The sequence below is a fragment of the Streptomyces lacrimifluminis genome (assembly GCF_014646095.1).
Taxonomy (GTDB): Bacteria; Actinomycetota; Actinomycetes; order Streptomycetales; family Streptomycetaceae; genus Streptomyces; species Streptomyces lacrimifluminis.
Genome location: NZ_BMMU01000001.1, coordinates 414,984 through 429,217, shown reverse-complemented (window position 1 = coordinate 429,217; position 14,234 = coordinate 414,984). Strand labels below are relative to the sequence as shown.

Below are 14,234 nucleotides of genomic sequence, written 5' to 3'. Positions count from 1 at the left end.
CGGCCGTCCTCGCTCAGCCGACGAGGATCTTCTCCCGCTCCTCCTCCGCCACCGCGTCCTGCCCCTCCTCCACCACCGGGGCACGTCCCGGCAGCGCGAACATCACCACGAAGATCACGCCCATCAGCCCGGCCACCCACCCCAGCGCGTGCTGGAACGCGTCCACGAACGCCGGCCCCACCTCGCTCGGCGCCAGCCGGTCCCCCATCGCCCCGAAGAACACCACCGACACCAGCCCGAGCCCCAGCGCGTTGCCCATCTGCTGCACGGTGTTGATCAGGCCGGACGCCGACCCGGCGTGTTCCCTCGGTACCTCCGACAGCACCGCGTCGGTCAGCGGTGCGACGATCAGGCCCATGCCGGCGCCCATGACCACCAGCGGGAGCGCCATCTGCCAGGAGGTGATGGCCAGGCCGTAGCGGCCGGACTCCCAGATGTAGATCAGCACACCGAGGCCCATCACCAGGGCGCCCGCCTGGAGCACCTTGCGGCCGAAGCGCGGGACCAGCTTCTGGACGGACATCCCGGCCGCCACCGACACCGCGATCGAGAAGGGCACGCCGGTCAGCCCGGCCCGCAGGGCGCTCCAGCCGAGCCCCATCTGCATGTACAGCGTCCACACCAGGAAGAAGATGCCGAGGCCGACCCCGAACACGGTCTGCACGGCGATGCCCGCGGCGAAGCTCTTCACCCTGAACAGCGACAGCTCGATCAGCGGGGAGCCGTCGATCCGCGTCTTGCGCTTCTCGTACGCCACCAGCGCGCCGAAGACACCGAGCGCGCCCGCCATCGACAGGTACCCCCACAGCGGCCAGCCCAGCTCACGACCCTGCGTCAGCGGGTAGAGCAGCATCAGCAGACCCAGGGTCACCAGGGCGACGCCGACGAGGTCCAGCTTCATGGCCCGCGGGGCCTTCGACTCGGTGATGAAGCGGCGGCCCAGGATCAGCCCCGCGATGCCGACCGGCAGGTTGATCAGGAAGATCGGCCGCCAGCCGAGGCCGAACAGGTCCCACTCGGTCAGCAGCGCGCCCAGCAGCGGACCGGACACCGCGCCCAGGCCGACGATCGCGCCGAAGAGGCCGAACACCTTGCCTCGCTCGTGCGCCGGGAAGGTCGCGTGGACGATCGACAGGACCTGCGGCACCATCATCGCCGCCATGGCGCCCTGGAGGATCCGGGAGGCGACCAGCATCTCCGGGTTGGCCGCGAAGCCGCAGAGGGCGGAGGCGAGGGTGAAGCCGCCGATGCCGACGAGGAACAGCCGCTTGCGGCCGTGGATGTCGCCGAGCCGCCCGCCGGTGACGAGGCCCGCGGCGAAGGCGAGCGCGTATCCGGCCGTGATCCACTGGATCTGGCTGAAGGAGGCACCGGCCTCGCGCTGGATCGACGGGATCGCGACGTTGACGATCGTGACGTCGACGAGGTCCATGAAAGCCGCGGTCATCACGATGGCGAGGGCGAACCAGCGCCGCCGGTCCGGCACCACGGCCGGCGTGCCCAAAGGGGTCTCGGTGGAGTTCATGTGCTCAACCTAGAAGCCCATTAGGTCAGATCGTGTCCTAGTGGTGCGGCATCCTCTGACTCATGACGACGGACACACCGGCCCGGCTCCTTCAGCTCCTCTCACTCCTCCAGACGCCCCGCGAGTGGCCCGGCGGCGAGCTCTCCGACCGGCTCGGGGTATCGCGGCGTACCGTGCGGCGGGACATCGACCGGCTGCGTGAACTCGGCTATCCCGTGCAGGCGTCCAAGGGTTCCGACGGCGGGTACCGGCTCGTCGCGGGCAAGGCGATGCCGCCGCTGGTGCTCGACGACGAGGAGGCGGTGGCGATCGCGGTCGGCCTACGGGCGGGCGCCGGGCACGCGGTCGAGGGACTCGACGAGGCCTCCGTGCGGGCGCTGGCCAAGCTGGAGCAGGTCCTCCCGTCCCGGCTGCGCCGGCGCGTCTCCACCCTGCAGGCCGCGACCACCCCGCTGACCAGCGGAGACGGCGCGGTCATCGCGCCCGAGACGCTGACCGTGATGGCCTCTGCTGTGGCCGGCCAGGAGCGGCTGCGGTTCGCCTACCGCGCCAAGGACGGCACCCCCACCAAGCGCCTGACCGAGCCCCACCGGCTGGTGTCGACCGGCCGCCGCTGGTACCTCGTCGCCTACGACGTCGACCGCGCCGACTGGCGCACCTTCCGCGTCGACCGGGTCACCGACCCCTTCGCGACGGGCGCCCGCTTCGCCCCGCGCGAGCTGCCGACGGGCGACGCCGCGGAGTATCTGCGCCGGTCGATGTACGTACGGCAGGAGGCCTATGTGTTCGAGGCGACGTTCGCCGCCCCGGCCGCGTATGTCGCCGCACGTGTCCCGGCCTGGCTCGGCGTCCCCGAGCCGATCGACGAGGACAGCTGCCGTATCCGTTCGTCGGTCGGCGACGCGGTGGAGTGGCTGGCGGTGCGGCTCGCGTCGGTCGACTGCGAGTTCACGGTCCGGGAGCCGGCCGAACTCGTCGAGCGAGTACGGGAGTTGGGGGCCCGTATGACCCGCGCGGCGGGGAGCTGACTACCGGCCCCAGCGCCCTGCCGACCGCTCTCAGGAGTGCGCGCCGCTCCACGGGAAGTCCCGCAGCGTGCCCAGGTTGCGCACCGCCAGTGCCGCCGGGCCGGTCGGACCGTCGGCCGGGGCGTCCCCGGCCGACCAGGTCTCGAAGGCGACGCGTACGGCGGCGCCGGCGACGGCGGCGGTGAAGCGCGTCCCGGGTGAGTCGGCCGGCCCCGCGCCCCGGGAGGCCAGCGCCTCGGCCAGCGCGCGTTCCGAGGCACGGCACCGCTCCGCCCACACCCGCAGCAGGCCGGGACTCTCCTCCGCCAGCCGGAGCAGGGTGCGGGCCCGGTCCAGGGCACCCGGCGACACCCCGGCGCCGGGCGTCAGCACCTGCCGTGCCGCGTACTCCAGGGCCTGCGGCACGGACAGTGCGGCCGGGGCCTCACGCACCGCCTGGGCCCAGCGCTCCGTGCCCGCGCCGAACAAGGGGCCGATGGCCTCTTCCTTGGTGGCGAAGTAGCGGTAGAAGGTGCGCGGCGCGACCCCGGCGGCCTGGGCGATGTCCTCGGCGCGGGTGGCCCGCAGCCCGTTCGTCACGAAGAGCCTCCCGGCCACCAGGGCGATCTCCATCCGGGTCGCGTGCTTGCGCCGTTCGGTGAGGGAACTGGGGTGGGACACGGACGCCATGTTATGCCGCTGTGGCACAATCTGCCATTCGGCGGGCCACCCCGGGGTTCAGGTACGGGGTGCCCCGCCCTTGGACGACTCCCTGGACGACTCCTGGGCGCCTCGGGCGATGCCTGGGCACAAGAGAGCCGGGCCCCGGCACCTGGGGGGGGTAGGTGCCGAAGCCCGGCTCGGGGAGAGCCCCGACGCTGGGGGGGTTGCGTCGGGACTCGGCTCAGGGGGGCCGAGGCGTCTCCGCCCGGACCCGAAGTCCTGGGCCCTGAGGTCTTGTGCCCCGGGCCCGCGATTTGAACCAGCCTCGCACCGCAATCTTTGCGCGGCCTTCCGCCACCCCGCGCACGCGACCACCAACAGTCGTACGCCTCCCGGCGCGCGAGGCCCCCGAATGCGCCCCCTGAGGAGCGCGGGGCACTACGCCGCCGCGTCGAACCCGGTGTCCCGGGCCAGCTTCTTCAGTTCCAGGAGCGCGTGCTTCTCGATCTGCCGGATCCGCTCACGGGTCAGCCCGTGCTCCTTGCCGACCTCCGTCAGCGTCCGCTCCCGGCCGTCGTCGATGCCGTACCGCATCTTGATGATGGAGGCCGTGCGCTGGTCGAGGCGTCCGATCAGGTCGTCCAGTTCCTCGCTGCGCAGGAGCGTCAGCACGGACTGCTCCGGCGACACCGCCGACGTGTCCTCCAGGAGGTCACCGAACTGGGTCTCGCCCTCGTCGTCCACCGGCATGTTCAGCGAGACCGGGTCGCGCGCCCAGTCCAGGACGTCGACCACACGCGCCGCGTTCGTGTCCAGTTCGGCGGCGATCTCCGCGGGCTCGGGGTCCCGGCCGTTCTTGCGGTTGAACTCACGCTGGACGCGCCGGATCCGGCCCAGCTCCTCGACCAGGTGGACGGGGAGGCGGATCGTGCGCGACTGGTCGGCTATGGAGCGGGTGATGGCCTGACGGATCCACCAGGTGGCGTACGTCGAGAACTTGAAGCCCTTGCGGTAGTCGAACTTCTCGACCGCGCGCACCAGGCCGGCGTTGCCCTCCTGGATCAGGTCGAGGAGGGGCAGGCCGCTGCGCGGGTAGCGGCGCGCCACGGCGACGACCAGCCTGAGGTTGGAGCGGATGAAGATGTCCTTGGCCCGCTCGCTCTCGGCGACGAGCGCCTCCAGCTCCGGGGCGGTGGCGTCCGCCTTGGCCTCTGTCTCACCGTCGAGGATCTGGCGCGCGAACACACCGGCCTCGATGGTCTGCGACAGCTCGACCTCCTTCGCGGCGTCGAGCAGCGGGGTCCGGGCTATTTCGTCCAAGTACATGCCGACCAGGTCGCGGTCGGCGATCTCGCCGCCATGGGCGCGAACACTGCGTGCGCCGCCGACGGTCCCGCCGGTGGCGGACGACGTACGACGGGCGACGGCACGGGTTGCCATGCTTGCTCCCTTGCGAGTGGGGGTCCCCCCGCTCGAGCGAAGTCGAGAGTGGGGGAGGGCCAGCGGGTGGTCCTTGGTGTCCCTGTTGGTTACTGAACGCTCAGCACACTCCTCGCGTGCCCAGCTTCCGAAGGAAACAACGACTGGAATCAGGACAGAATTCCCCACCCTGCCCCCTGATTTTCTGATCTTGCAGTACCCTGTCCCGCCGCAGAGGAGGCCCAATGCCGTCGGAACGTACAGAGGTGCAGGTCAGACCAGGGGTCGAGGATGATCTCGCGGCCCTCACCGATCTCTACAACCACTACGTGCGGGAGACACCCACCACGTTCGACACCAGAACCTTCACATCGGAGGAGCGCCGGCCTTGGCTGCTCTCCTACCCTGAAGACGGCCCGCACCGCCTGATGGTTGCCACGGATGTGGACTCACAGCGGATTCTGGGGTATGTCACGTCCGGCCCCTTCCGCGCGAAGCCGGCCTACGGCACCACCGTGGAGGTCACCGTCTATCTCGCCCCGGACGCGGGCGGACGCGGTATCGGCACCCTGCTGTACGAGGCCCTCTTCGAGGCCCTGGCCGACGAGGACGTGCATCGCGCCCTCGCGGGAGTCGTACCACCGAACGAAGCGTCCGTGCGGCTGCACGAACGCTTCGGGTTCCGGTACGTCGGCACCTACCGCGAGGTGGGCCGCAAGTTCGGCCGGTACTGGGACGTGGCCTGGTACGAGAAGGAACTGTGAGCCTCTTCCCGCAACCCTTCCGATGCCCTTCCGGCCACCGCACACCCGCCCGAAGGGGCCGACCGCCTACCCCCGGGGTCAGCCGAACTGAACCGACCGCTTGGCCAGCCCCAGCCAGAAGCCGTCGATGACCGACCGCTGCGAGTCCAGCTCACCGGCCACGTCAGCGGCGCCCATCGTCACGAAGAGCGGAGCGAAGTGCTCGGTGCGCGGATGGGCGTACCGGCCCGCGGGAGCCTTGTTCAGGAAGTCCAGCAGGCCGTCCACGTCCCGCGCCTCCAGCGCCCGGCGGCCCCAGTCGTCGAACTCGTTCGACCAGGTCGGCACGCCGGGGCCCGGGTGCCGCAGGGCGGCCAGGTTGTGGGTGAAGAAGCCGGAGCCGACGATCAGCACGCCCTCGTCACGCAGGGGGGCGAGTTTCCGCCCGATGTCCATCAGTTTCACCGGGTCGAGGGTCGGCATCGAGATCTGGAGGACAGGAATGTCCGCCTCGGGGAACATCTCCACCAGCGGGACGTACGCGCCGTGGTCGAGACCGCGGTCCGGGATGTCCTGGACGGGCACACCGGGGGCCCGCAGCAGCTTGCGTACGGACTCGGCGAGTTCGGGGGCGCCCGGGGCGGCGTACTCGACCTGGTAGTAGTGCTCGGGAAAGCCCCAGAAGTCGTAGACGAGGGGGATCGTTTCGATGGCACCGAGGGCGAGCGGGGCCTCTTCCCAGTGGGCGGAGACCATCAGGATCGACTTGGGGCGGGGCAGGTCGGCCGACCAGGCGGCGAGTTCGCCGGGCCAGATCGGGTCGTCCGCCAGCGGAGGGGCGCCGTGACTGATGTAGAGCGCGGGCATGCGCTCCTGGATGTCGGCGGACATGTCGACTGCTCCCTTCCCGGGACCTCTACCACTCCTGCTTCAAGTCTGCACCTTGAAGTCTCAAGCTTCTCGCATACTGAACATACATCGTTTTGGTTTAATATTCAAGGACGGGGAACGTAGAGTGGAGTACATGAACACGGCATCTACACCTGACGAGGAGCCCCGCTGGCTCACCGACGAGGAGCAGCGCACCTGGCGCGCCTATATGCACGCCGTCACCCTGCTCGAGGACCATCTCGACCGCCAGCTCCAGCGTGACGCCGGCATGCCGCACGTCTACTACGGCCTGCTCGCCCGTCTCAGTGAAACAGCGGGCGCGCGGCTGCGCATGACCGAGCTCGCGATGCAGGCGAAGATCACCCGTTCCCGGCTCTCGCACGCCATCGCCCGGCTGGAGAAGAACGGCTGGGTACGCCGCGAGGACTGCCCCTCGGACAAGCGCGGCCAGTTCGCGGTCCTGACCGACCAGGGCCGGGAGGTGCTCCGGCGCACCGCACCCGGCCATGCGGGCGCCGTACGGCAGGCGCTGTTCGACCGGATCAGCGACGAGCAGCGCAAGACGCTCCACGACGTCATGGAGATCGTCGCCGAGGGCCTTCAGCCCACGGACGCGAACGCGGATCTGCCCTGGCTCCGCTGAGCGGAGCCAGGGCAGATCCTGGAGTCGTACGTCACGAGGCGTCCCCACCCCACGTGACGTACGGAGTGGCCCGAAGGGGTACGAGGGGGACGGCAGCCGGGGTCAGTGGGCGACCACCGGAACCTTCAGCTCCTCCTCAGCGCCCTCACCACTGACCGAACTCATGTCCGGGCGACCGGCGTTGATGAAGGTGAAGGCGATGCTCGCCGCGGCGACCAGGATGCCGACGGCGAACCAGATGGCGCTGGTGTAGCCCTCGACCATGGCCTCCAGCTGGACCAGCTGCTGCTGGGAGCGGGAGGTCGCCGTACCGATGTGGTCGGCGATGTACGACGTGGTCGCCGAGGCGGCGATCGTGTTCAGCAGGGCCGTACCGATCGCGCCGCCCACCTGCTGCGAGGTGTTGACCATCGCGGATGCGACACCGGAGTCACGCGGCTCGACGCCCAGCGTGGCCAGGGACATGGCCGGCATGAACGCCGTACCCATGCCGAGGCCGAGCAGGAGCATGGCCGGCAGGAGCAGGGCGGCGTACGAGGAGCCGATCTCCATCTGGGTCAGCAGCAGCATGCCGAGCGCGGCGAGCAGGAAGCCCGGGCCCATCAGCAGGCGCGGGGCGACCCGGGTCATCAGCCGGGCACCGATCTGCGTGGAGCCCGTGATCATGCCCACGATCATCGGCAGGAAGGCGAAGCCGGTCTTGACCGGCGAGTAGCCCTTCACGATCTGCAGGTAGTAGGTCAGGAAGAGGAACAGGCCGAACATCGCGATGATCGCGAGGCCGAGCGAGAGGTAGACACCGCCGCGGTTGCGCTCCGTGATGACACGCAGGGGCAGCAGCGGGGCCTTGACCCTGGACTCGACGAACACGAAGGCCGCGAGGAGCACCACCGAGGCGACGAACATGCCGATCGTCAGGGAGTCGCTCCAGCCCTCGGACTCGGCCCGCGTGAAGCCGTAGACCAGCGAGACCAGACCGAGGGTGGACAGGACGACACCCGGGACGTCGAGCGGCGAGCGGTTGCGGCTGCCGGACGGTTCACGGATGACGTAGTACGCGCCGACGGCGGCGACGATCGCGAACGGGATGTTCACGAAGAACGTCCAGCGCCAGTCCAGGTACTCGGTGAGGAAGCCGCCGAGGATGAGACCCACGGCGCCGCCGCCACCGGCGATCGCACCGTAGATGCCGAACGCCTTGGCGCGTTCCTTGGCGTCGGTGAACATCACCGCGAGCAGGGAGAGCGCGGCGGGCGCCAGCAGCGCGCCGAAGGCACCCTGGAGTGCGCGGGAGCCGAGCAGCATCGCCTCGTTGGTCGCCGCGCCGCCCAGGGCGGAGGCGCCGGCGAAGCCGATCAGGCCGGTGACGAAGGTGTTCTTGCGGCCCCAGATATCGGCGATCCGGCCGCCGAAGAGCAGCAGTCCGCCGAAGGCCAGGGCGTAGGCCGTGATGACCCACTGGCGGTTGCCGTCCGATATCCCCAGGTCCTGCTGGGCCGAGGGCAGTGCGATGTTCACGATGGTCGCGTCGAGCACGACCATCAGCTGGGCGAGCGCGATGAACGTGAGCGCCTTCCAGCGGTTGGAGTCGGGAGTCGGCGCCTTGGCGGCGACGGCCTGGGCTGTTTCGGACATGGAGATACCCACTTCGGGACTTCGGGAAAGAAAAAAGGATGCGAAAAGGATCAGTTCGTCGGCGCTGACGACTGGAAGCCTGGTGTGTGCTGGGGTGAGTGGCGCGAGTGGTGTGTGTGTGGGGGGGGTGACCCGCGTGGTGCTCTGAACTAATCGGTCAGGATCGGCGCAGGTCCTCCATCGTCGCGGGCTTACCGGGCAGTTCGGAGCGGGCCGGGGCCCGCAGCCCGTCCAGGAACAGCTGCAGGTGCCGATGGACGAAGCGGTCGATGTTCATGCACGCCGATCCCGCCGGAGGGCGGCTGAGCTGGGACACGACGACCATCACGTCGCCCACGCCCACGTCGGTGCGGAGCTGCCCGGCCGCCTTGGCGCGGTCCATGATCTCCCCGATGAGCTGCTCGACCCGCTCCCGCGCCGCCTCCAGGTCCGGGTGGTGCTGGTCGAAGGTGCTGGACATCATCGGGCAGAGCGCGCTGATCCGCTCGTCGGCGGCGACGTGCACGAAGCGCGACAGTGCCTCGAAGGCGTCGCCGGTCTCGGCGAGCGCGGACTCGGCCGCCTCGGACGTACGGTCCATGACCGAGCAGACGACCTCCCGCACCAGGGCGTCCCGGTCCGGGAAGTTGCGGTACACCGTGGCATTGCCAACGCCGGCCCGGCGGGCGATCTCGTCGAGCGGCACCTCGGGGCCGAACTCGACGAACATCTCGCGGGCGGCGGTGACGATCCGCTCCCGGTTGCGCAGGGCGTCGGCGCGGGGCCGGGTCACCTTCTGCACGGGGATCGCGGTCTGCACGGCGTACTCCTTCGGTCGAGCGGTGAGGTTCGGGATTCGAGAGTTTCAGATGCGATCCGGGGAAGCAGTCCCCGTTTCGCTCGGACACCTGGCTAAACGGGGAATCGATCCCCGGTTATTTCCCGCATCGGAGGAGAATTCATGTGACCTGAGTCACATACCTCTGGGACGGAGACCCACGATCGGTCTCCTCCAGCGCGCGCCCCCGCCGACCTCGACACAGGGTGATCGAAAGGGCGCAGTCCGAGACCGAACGGCTGCCGTGGCGCGAAGGGTCCGTGCATGCAGCAGCCGTCCAGCCGTGGTCGGATACGTCCGCCGGGCCCCCTGCGCCCCCGCCGGGCGGCGGCCCTCGTGTCCGTGGCCGCGCTGACCCTCGCGGTCAGCACCTCGGCCGGCACCGGGCACCTCACCAGGGGTTCCATGACGGCCGCGGGCTCCGTGCCACTGGCCCGCACCTCCCCGCTCGGCCCCTGCGCGATCCGGGGCGGTCTCGGCGTCCAGATGTCCGAGGGACTGCCCACCCCACCCGGCTACTCCCGCTCCACGGGCACCGTCCGCGCGCTGACCCTGATGGTCGACTTCTCCGACGCCCCCGGCCAGGGCAGCGCCCTCGACCGGCTCGCGGAGTTCTTCCCGCAGACCCGGGACTGGTTCACCACCAGCTCCTACGGCCGCCTCGACTACCGCCCCGAGGCCCCCGTCGCCGACTGGCTGCGGATGCCCCGGACCTTCCGCTCGTACGGCATAGAGCGCGGCGCCCCCTTCGACCCCGGCTACCGCCGCCTGGTCCACGACATCGTGGCCGCCGCCGACCCGACGGTCGACTTCCGCTCGTACGACCTGCTGAACGTGCTGGTCACCCCGAACGCGGGACCCTCCGCCCTGGACACCGTCCTGTCCGTCACCTTCGCCGGAAACAGACAGGCGCCGGTCGCGGACGGGGTGCCCGTCGCCAACGCGTCCTTCGTCTACTCCCGGCAGGACGACGGCTCCGGTTCGTACGACACCACGGGATACCGCGTCCTCCCGCACGAGAACGGCCATGTGTTCGGGCTGCCGGACCTCTACACGCAAGCCGGCGGGGGCGCGGTCGGCCACTGGGACATCATGAGCGAGGACTGGGGGGCCAACAACGACCTCCTCGGCTGGCACAAGTGGAAGCTCGGCTGGCTGGACCCCACGCAGGTCGGCTGCGCGGTGAGGGCCGGGACGAGCGAGTACACACTCACCCCGCTGGCCCGTCCCGGCGGCGCGAAGCTCGTCTTCGTGCCGGTCAACTCCCGTACGGGGTACGCCGTCGAGCTGCGTACGCGCGAGGGCAACGACGAGACGGTGTGCCGGCCGGGCGTGCTGGTCTACCGGGTCGACGCGAACGTCGACACCGGCCGCGGCCCGGTCACGGTGTACGACTCCCGCCGGAACAGCGGCGGCTGCACCCGCAGCCCGAACGTCCACGCGGAGCTCTCCGACGCGCCCTTCGCACCCGGCGAGACCTTCAAGGACCCGAGGCGGGGCATCCAGATCGCCGTGACGAGCGCGGACCTCGACGGCAACTACCGGGTGACGATCACCCGGCGGTGAGCCGGTGGTGGAGTCGGTGGGGAGTCGGCCGACGCCGACGGGCGTACCACCGGCGGTTCCGTACGGGCACTACGGTGTGCCCATGGTTGCCCCCGCCACGAATGTCCCGTCGGTCCTGGACGGTGGTCCCGTGCCCGCCGAGGCCGTCGCCCCGCTGATCCGGGGGATCGCCGTGCTGCGGCAGCTGACCGAGGCGGGCGGGACGCTGAGCCTGAGCGGTCTTGAGCGCGCGACCGGCCTGGCTCGCTCCACGGTGGACCGGATCACGGCGACGCTCGCCCGCATGGGGTACGTCCGTCTCGACGGCCGGGACGCGGTTCTCACCCCTCGGCTGATGGAACTCGGCAACGCCTACCTGGCCGCCCTCCGGCTGCCCGCCCTTCTCGACGCGCACGCGGACGCCCTGGCCGACGAGCTGGACGAGTCGGTGTCGCTCGCGGTCGGCGACCGGGACGGCATCCGGTTCATCCACCAGGCGACCCGCCGCCGCGCGATGTCGCTCAGCTTCCGCATCGGCGACCTCCTCCCCGCCGAACGCACCGCCCCCGGGCCGCTGTTCGCCACCGAGTGGACGCCCGCCGACTGGCACCGCTGGCACGAACGCCGGACGGCGGACCCGGCCGACCTCGGCTTCCCCGCGATACCCCCGCGAACCGACGACTCGGGCGCCGACTTCGAGGCGTACGTCGAGCGGGCCCGCGTCACCGGCTGGGCACTGGACGACCAGCTGATCGAACCCGGACTGGTCGCCGTCTCCGTACCCGTACGGGACCCCCGTACAGGCCGGGTGGCCTGTGTCGCGAGCGTCGTCAGCCATACGAGCCGCCGTACGGCGACCGACCTGCGCGAGGACCTGCTGCCGCGACTGCGCTCGACGGTGGCCGCGATGGAGACCGAACTGCGGGTGCGCCCGCCCGCCGGGACGCCGGCGCCCCCCTCCGGCCTGGCGGCCTGGACCGGGGCCTCGAAGCAGGAACTGGGCCGGGAGTTCATCGAGTCCCTGGCCAGGGGCCTCACCGTCCTGACGGCCTTCGGCGAGGGCCGCGCCGAGCTGACCCTGACGGAGGTCGCACGGGCGACGGGCCTGGCGAGAGCGACCGCCCGCCGGGCCCTGATCACCTACGAGCACCTGGGATACGTCGAGGCCCACGGCCGCACCTTCACCCTCACCCCCCGGGTCCTGTCCCTGGGCTTCCCGCCCCTCTCCCACACCTCCCTGCCCGAGATCGCCGCCCCGCACCTGGCCGAACTCGCGGGACGCGTCGACGAGTCGGCGTCACTGGCGGTCCTGTCCGGGGATACGGGCGCGGAGATCCAGTACACGGCGCGGGTGGCGACGAGGCGCATCGTGAGCGCCAACATCACCGTCGGGACACGGCTTCCGGCGTACCCGACCTCGATGGGCCGGGTCCTGCTGGCCGACACACCGGAGGCGGGGCGTCAGGTGCGGGACCTGGCCCCGCTGACCCCGCACACCGTGACGGACCCGGTGGCCTTCGCGCGCGTGCTGGCGCAGGTGCGGGAGCAGGGATACGCCGTGGTCAACGAGGAGTTGGAGGAAGGGCTGCGGTCGATCGCGGTCCCGGTGCGGGACCGTACGGGACGGGTGGTCGCGGCGGTCAACGTGGCGATGCACACGACCCGGCGCACGGCGGAGCAGTGCGTGGCGGAGGTGCTGCCGGAGCTGTACGGGACCGCTTCGCGGATCGAGGGGGAACTGCGGACTGCGGGACGGTTCACACGGGTGCCGCTGGCGTAGCCGCCGCTCCCATTGCCCCCGTGCGGTCACTCACCTAGTCTCGATCCACATACATGGACAACATCCACATACGCAGTCTGCGCGCAAGGATCGCAAGGATTCGACGACCATGAGTACGCGTACGAGTACCAGCACGAGTCAGCCGACCGTCACCACCCTCTCCGTCTACCCGGTCGCCGGCCGGGACAGCATGGAGCTGAACCTCTCCGGCGCCCACGGCCCCTACTTCACGCGCAACATCGTGATCCTCACCGACTCCGCTGGCCGTACGGGACTCGGTGAGGTCCCGGGCGGCGAGAAGATCACGCGGACGCTGCGTGACGCCGAGTCCCTGGTCGTCGGGGCGAAGGTGGGCGACTACAAGCGCGTCCTGGCGGAGATCGGGGCCCGGTTCGCCGACCGCGACTCGGGCGGACGCGGCGCCCAGACCTTCGACCTGCGCACCACCGTGCACGCGGTGACGGCCGTCGAGTCGGCCCTCCTCGACCTCCTCGGCCAGCACCTCGACGTACCGGTCGCGGCCCTGCTCGGAGACGGCCAACAGCGGGACTCTGTACGGATGTTGGGCTACCTCTTCTACGTCGGCGACCCGGACCGGACCGACCTGGACTACGTCCGCGAGCCGGATTCGGACGTCGACTGGCACCGCGTCCGGCACGAGGAGGCCCTGACGCCGGAGGCGATCGTCCGCCAGGCCGAGGCCACCCACGCCCGCTACGGCTTCCGCGACTTCAAGCTCAAGGGCGGTGTCCTGGAGGGCACGGAGGAGGTGAAGGCCGTACGGGCGCTGAAGGACCGCTTCCCGGAGGCCCGGATCACCCTCGACCCGAACGGGGCGTGGTCGCTGCGCGAGGCGATCGCACTGTGCGCACCCCTGAACGGCACGCTGGCCTACGCCGAGGACCCCTGCGGTGCGGAGGGCGGTTACTCGGGGCGCGAGATCCTCGCCGAGTTCCGCCGGGCGACGGGCCTGCCCACGGCGACCAACATGATCGCCACGGACTGGCGGCAACTGACCCACGCCCTGGCCCTCCAGTCGGTCTCCATCCCGCTGGCCGACCCGCACTTCTGGACCATGCAGGGCTCCGTCCGCGTGGCCCAGCTGTGCAACGCGATGGGCCTGACCTGGGGCTGCCACTCCAACAACCACTTCGACATCTCCCTGGCCATGGTCACCCACTGCGGCGCGGCGGCCCCGGGCGAGTACAACGCCCTCGACACCCACTGGATCTGGCAGGAGGGCCTGGAACGCCTCACGGTCACTCCTCCACAGATCACTGGGGGCGAGATCGCGGTGCCGGACGCGCCGGGGCTGGGCGTCCAGGTGGACATGGAGCGGGTGCTCGCGGCACATGAGCTGTACCGGGAGAAGGCGCTGGGCGCGCGGGACGATGCGATCGGGATGCGGTATCTGGTACCGGGGTGGGAGTTCGACGGGAAGCGGCCTTGTCTGGTGCGGTAGGGGCAGGGGGCAGGGGCGGAACGAGCATGGGGGACGAGCATCGGACCGAGGTGACACCGGCGCGCCCCTCCTCACCTCCGGAGTCCGATCAACGCGCTGGCCTC

General features: G+C 70.6%; 12 protein-coding genes. 6 read left to right on the top strand and 6 right to left on the bottom strand.

Annotated features, from left to right (window positions below):
• Positions 1–13: 13 nt before the first annotated feature.
• Entirely contained in the window at positions 14–1,525 is a 1,512-nt protein-coding gene (locus tag IEY89_RS02030) for an MFS transporter (protein ID WP_189145447.1), read from the bottom strand.
• Positions 1,526–1,587: 62 nt separating this feature from the next.
• On the opposite strand from IEY89_RS02030, the gene IEY89_RS02025 reads away from it, so the two are divergent.
• The gene (locus tag IEY89_RS02025; RefSeq protein ID WP_189145446.1) at positions 1,588–2,553 is read left to right on the top strand and encodes a helix-turn-helix transcriptional regulator; all 966 of its coding nucleotides are present in this window, start codon (positions 1,588–1,590) and stop codon (positions 2,551–2,553) included.
• Between the two features lie 30 nt (positions 2,554–2,583).
• On the opposite strand, the gene IEY89_RS02020 is transcribed toward IEY89_RS02025, so the two are convergent.
• On the bottom strand, positions 2,584–3,222 hold the full coding sequence (locus IEY89_RS02020; RefSeq protein ID WP_229695004.1) for a TetR/AcrR family transcriptional regulator: 639 nt from the start codon (positions 3,220–3,222) through the stop codon (positions 2,584–2,586).
• Positions 3,223–3,633: 411 nt separating this feature from the next.
• On the bottom strand, positions 3,634–4,635 hold the full coding sequence (locus tag IEY89_RS02015; RefSeq protein WP_189145445.1) for a sigma-70 family RNA polymerase sigma factor: 1,002 nt from the start codon (positions 4,633–4,635) through the stop codon (positions 3,634–3,636).
• A gap of 224 nt (positions 4,636–4,859) precedes the next feature.
• Between IEY89_RS02015 and IEY89_RS02010 the strand changes: the two genes are divergently transcribed.
• Positions 4,860–5,378 (top strand): GNAT family N-acetyltransferase, encoded by a 519-nt coding sequence (locus tag IEY89_RS02010; RefSeq protein ID WP_189145444.1) that lies wholly within the window; start codon positions 4,860–4,862, stop codon positions 5,376–5,378.
• Between the two features lie 78 nt (positions 5,379–5,456).
• Here the strand turns inward: IEY89_RS02010 and IEY89_RS02005 are convergent, their stop codons facing one another.
• Positions 5,457–6,248, bottom strand: a complete 792-nt coding sequence (locus IEY89_RS02005) for a dioxygenase family protein (protein WP_189145443.1) — start codon at positions 6,246–6,248, stop codon at positions 5,457–5,459.
• A 133-nt stretch (positions 6,249–6,381) separates the two neighbouring features.
• Between IEY89_RS02005 and IEY89_RS02000 the strand changes: the two genes are divergently transcribed.
• Entirely contained in the window at positions 6,382–6,891 is a 510-nt protein-coding gene (locus tag IEY89_RS02000; protein ID WP_189145442.1) for a MarR family winged helix-turn-helix transcriptional regulator, read from the top strand.
• Between the two features lie 102 nt (positions 6,892–6,993).
• On the opposite strand, the gene IEY89_RS01995 is transcribed toward IEY89_RS02000, so the two are convergent.
• Both IEY89_RS01995 and IEY89_RS01990 read right to left on the bottom strand, forming a co-directional pair.
• Positions 6,994–8,526: an MFS transporter gene (locus IEY89_RS01995; protein ID WP_189145441.1), complete on the bottom strand. Its 1,533-nt coding sequence runs from the start codon at positions 8,524–8,526 to the stop codon at positions 6,994–6,996.
• A gap of 157 nt (positions 8,527–8,683) precedes the next feature.
• Positions 8,684–9,325 (bottom strand): TetR/AcrR family transcriptional regulator, encoded by a 642-nt coding sequence (locus tag IEY89_RS01990; protein WP_189145440.1) that lies wholly within the window; start codon positions 9,323–9,325, stop codon positions 8,684–8,686.
• A gap of 282 nt (positions 9,326–9,607) precedes the next feature.
• Here IEY89_RS01990 and IEY89_RS01985 point away from each other — a divergent pair, with 282 nt between their 5' ends.
• From IEY89_RS01985 to IEY89_RS01975, 3 genes are all read left to right on the top strand, one after another.
• Positions 9,608–10,909: a M6 family metalloprotease domain-containing protein gene (locus IEY89_RS01985; protein WP_189145439.1), complete on the top strand. Its 1,302-nt coding sequence runs from the start codon at positions 9,608–9,610 to the stop codon at positions 10,907–10,909.
• An 82-nt stretch (positions 10,910–10,991) separates the two neighbouring features.
• The gene (locus IEY89_RS01980) at positions 10,992–12,668 is read left to right on the top strand and encodes an IclR family transcriptional regulator domain-containing protein (RefSeq protein WP_189145438.1); all 1,677 of its coding nucleotides are present in this window, start codon (positions 10,992–10,994) and stop codon (positions 12,666–12,668) included.
• Positions 12,669–12,777: 109 nt separating this feature from the next.
• On the top strand, positions 12,778–14,130 hold the full coding sequence (locus IEY89_RS01975) for an enolase C-terminal domain-like protein (protein WP_189145437.1): 1,353 nt from the start codon (positions 12,778–12,780) through the stop codon (positions 14,128–14,130).
• Positions 14,131–14,234: the final 104 nt, after the last annotated feature.

What these genes read in the sequence shown, in the direction of transcription:
- IEY89_RS02000 (WP_189145442.1), top strand. Translation starts at nt 6,382, where the DNA reads ATGAACACGGCATCTACACCTGACGAGGAGCCCCGCTGGCTCACCGAC.
- IEY89_RS02020 (WP_229695004.1), bottom strand. Translation starts at nt 3,222, where the DNA reads ATGGCGTCCGTGTCCCACCCCAGTTCCCTCACCGAACGGCGCAAGCAC.
- IEY89_RS01985 (WP_189145439.1), top strand. Translation starts at nt 9,608, where the DNA reads ATGCAGCAGCCGTCCAGCCGTGGTCGGATACGTCCGCCGGGCCCCCTG.
- IEY89_RS01975 (WP_189145437.1), top strand. Translation starts at nt 12,778, where the DNA reads ATGAGTACGCGTACGAGTACCAGCACGAGTCAGCCGACCGTCACCACC.
- IEY89_RS01995 (WP_189145441.1), bottom strand. Translation starts at nt 8,526, where the DNA reads ATGTCCGAAACAGCCCAGGCCGTCGCCGCCAAGGCGCCGACTCCCGAC.
- IEY89_RS02025 (WP_189145446.1), top strand. Translation starts at nt 1,588, where the DNA reads ATGACGACGGACACACCGGCCCGGCTCCTTCAGCTCCTCTCACTCCTC.
- IEY89_RS02030 (WP_189145447.1), bottom strand. Translation starts at nt 1,525, where the DNA reads ATGAACTCCACCGAGACCCCTTTGGGCACGCCGGCCGTGGTGCCGGAC.
- IEY89_RS02015 (WP_189145445.1), bottom strand. Translation starts at nt 4,635, where the DNA reads ATGGCAACCCGTGCCGTCGCCCGTCGTACGTCGTCCGCCACCGGCGGG.
- IEY89_RS02010 (WP_189145444.1), top strand. Translation starts at nt 4,860, where the DNA reads ATGCCGTCGGAACGTACAGAGGTGCAGGTCAGACCAGGGGTCGAGGAT.
- IEY89_RS02005 (WP_189145443.1), bottom strand. Translation starts at nt 6,248, where the DNA reads ATGTCCGCCGACATCCAGGAGCGCATGCCCGCGCTCTACATCAGTCAC.
- IEY89_RS01980 (WP_189145438.1), top strand. Translation starts at nt 10,992, where the DNA reads ATGGTTGCCCCCGCCACGAATGTCCCGTCGGTCCTGGACGGTGGTCCC.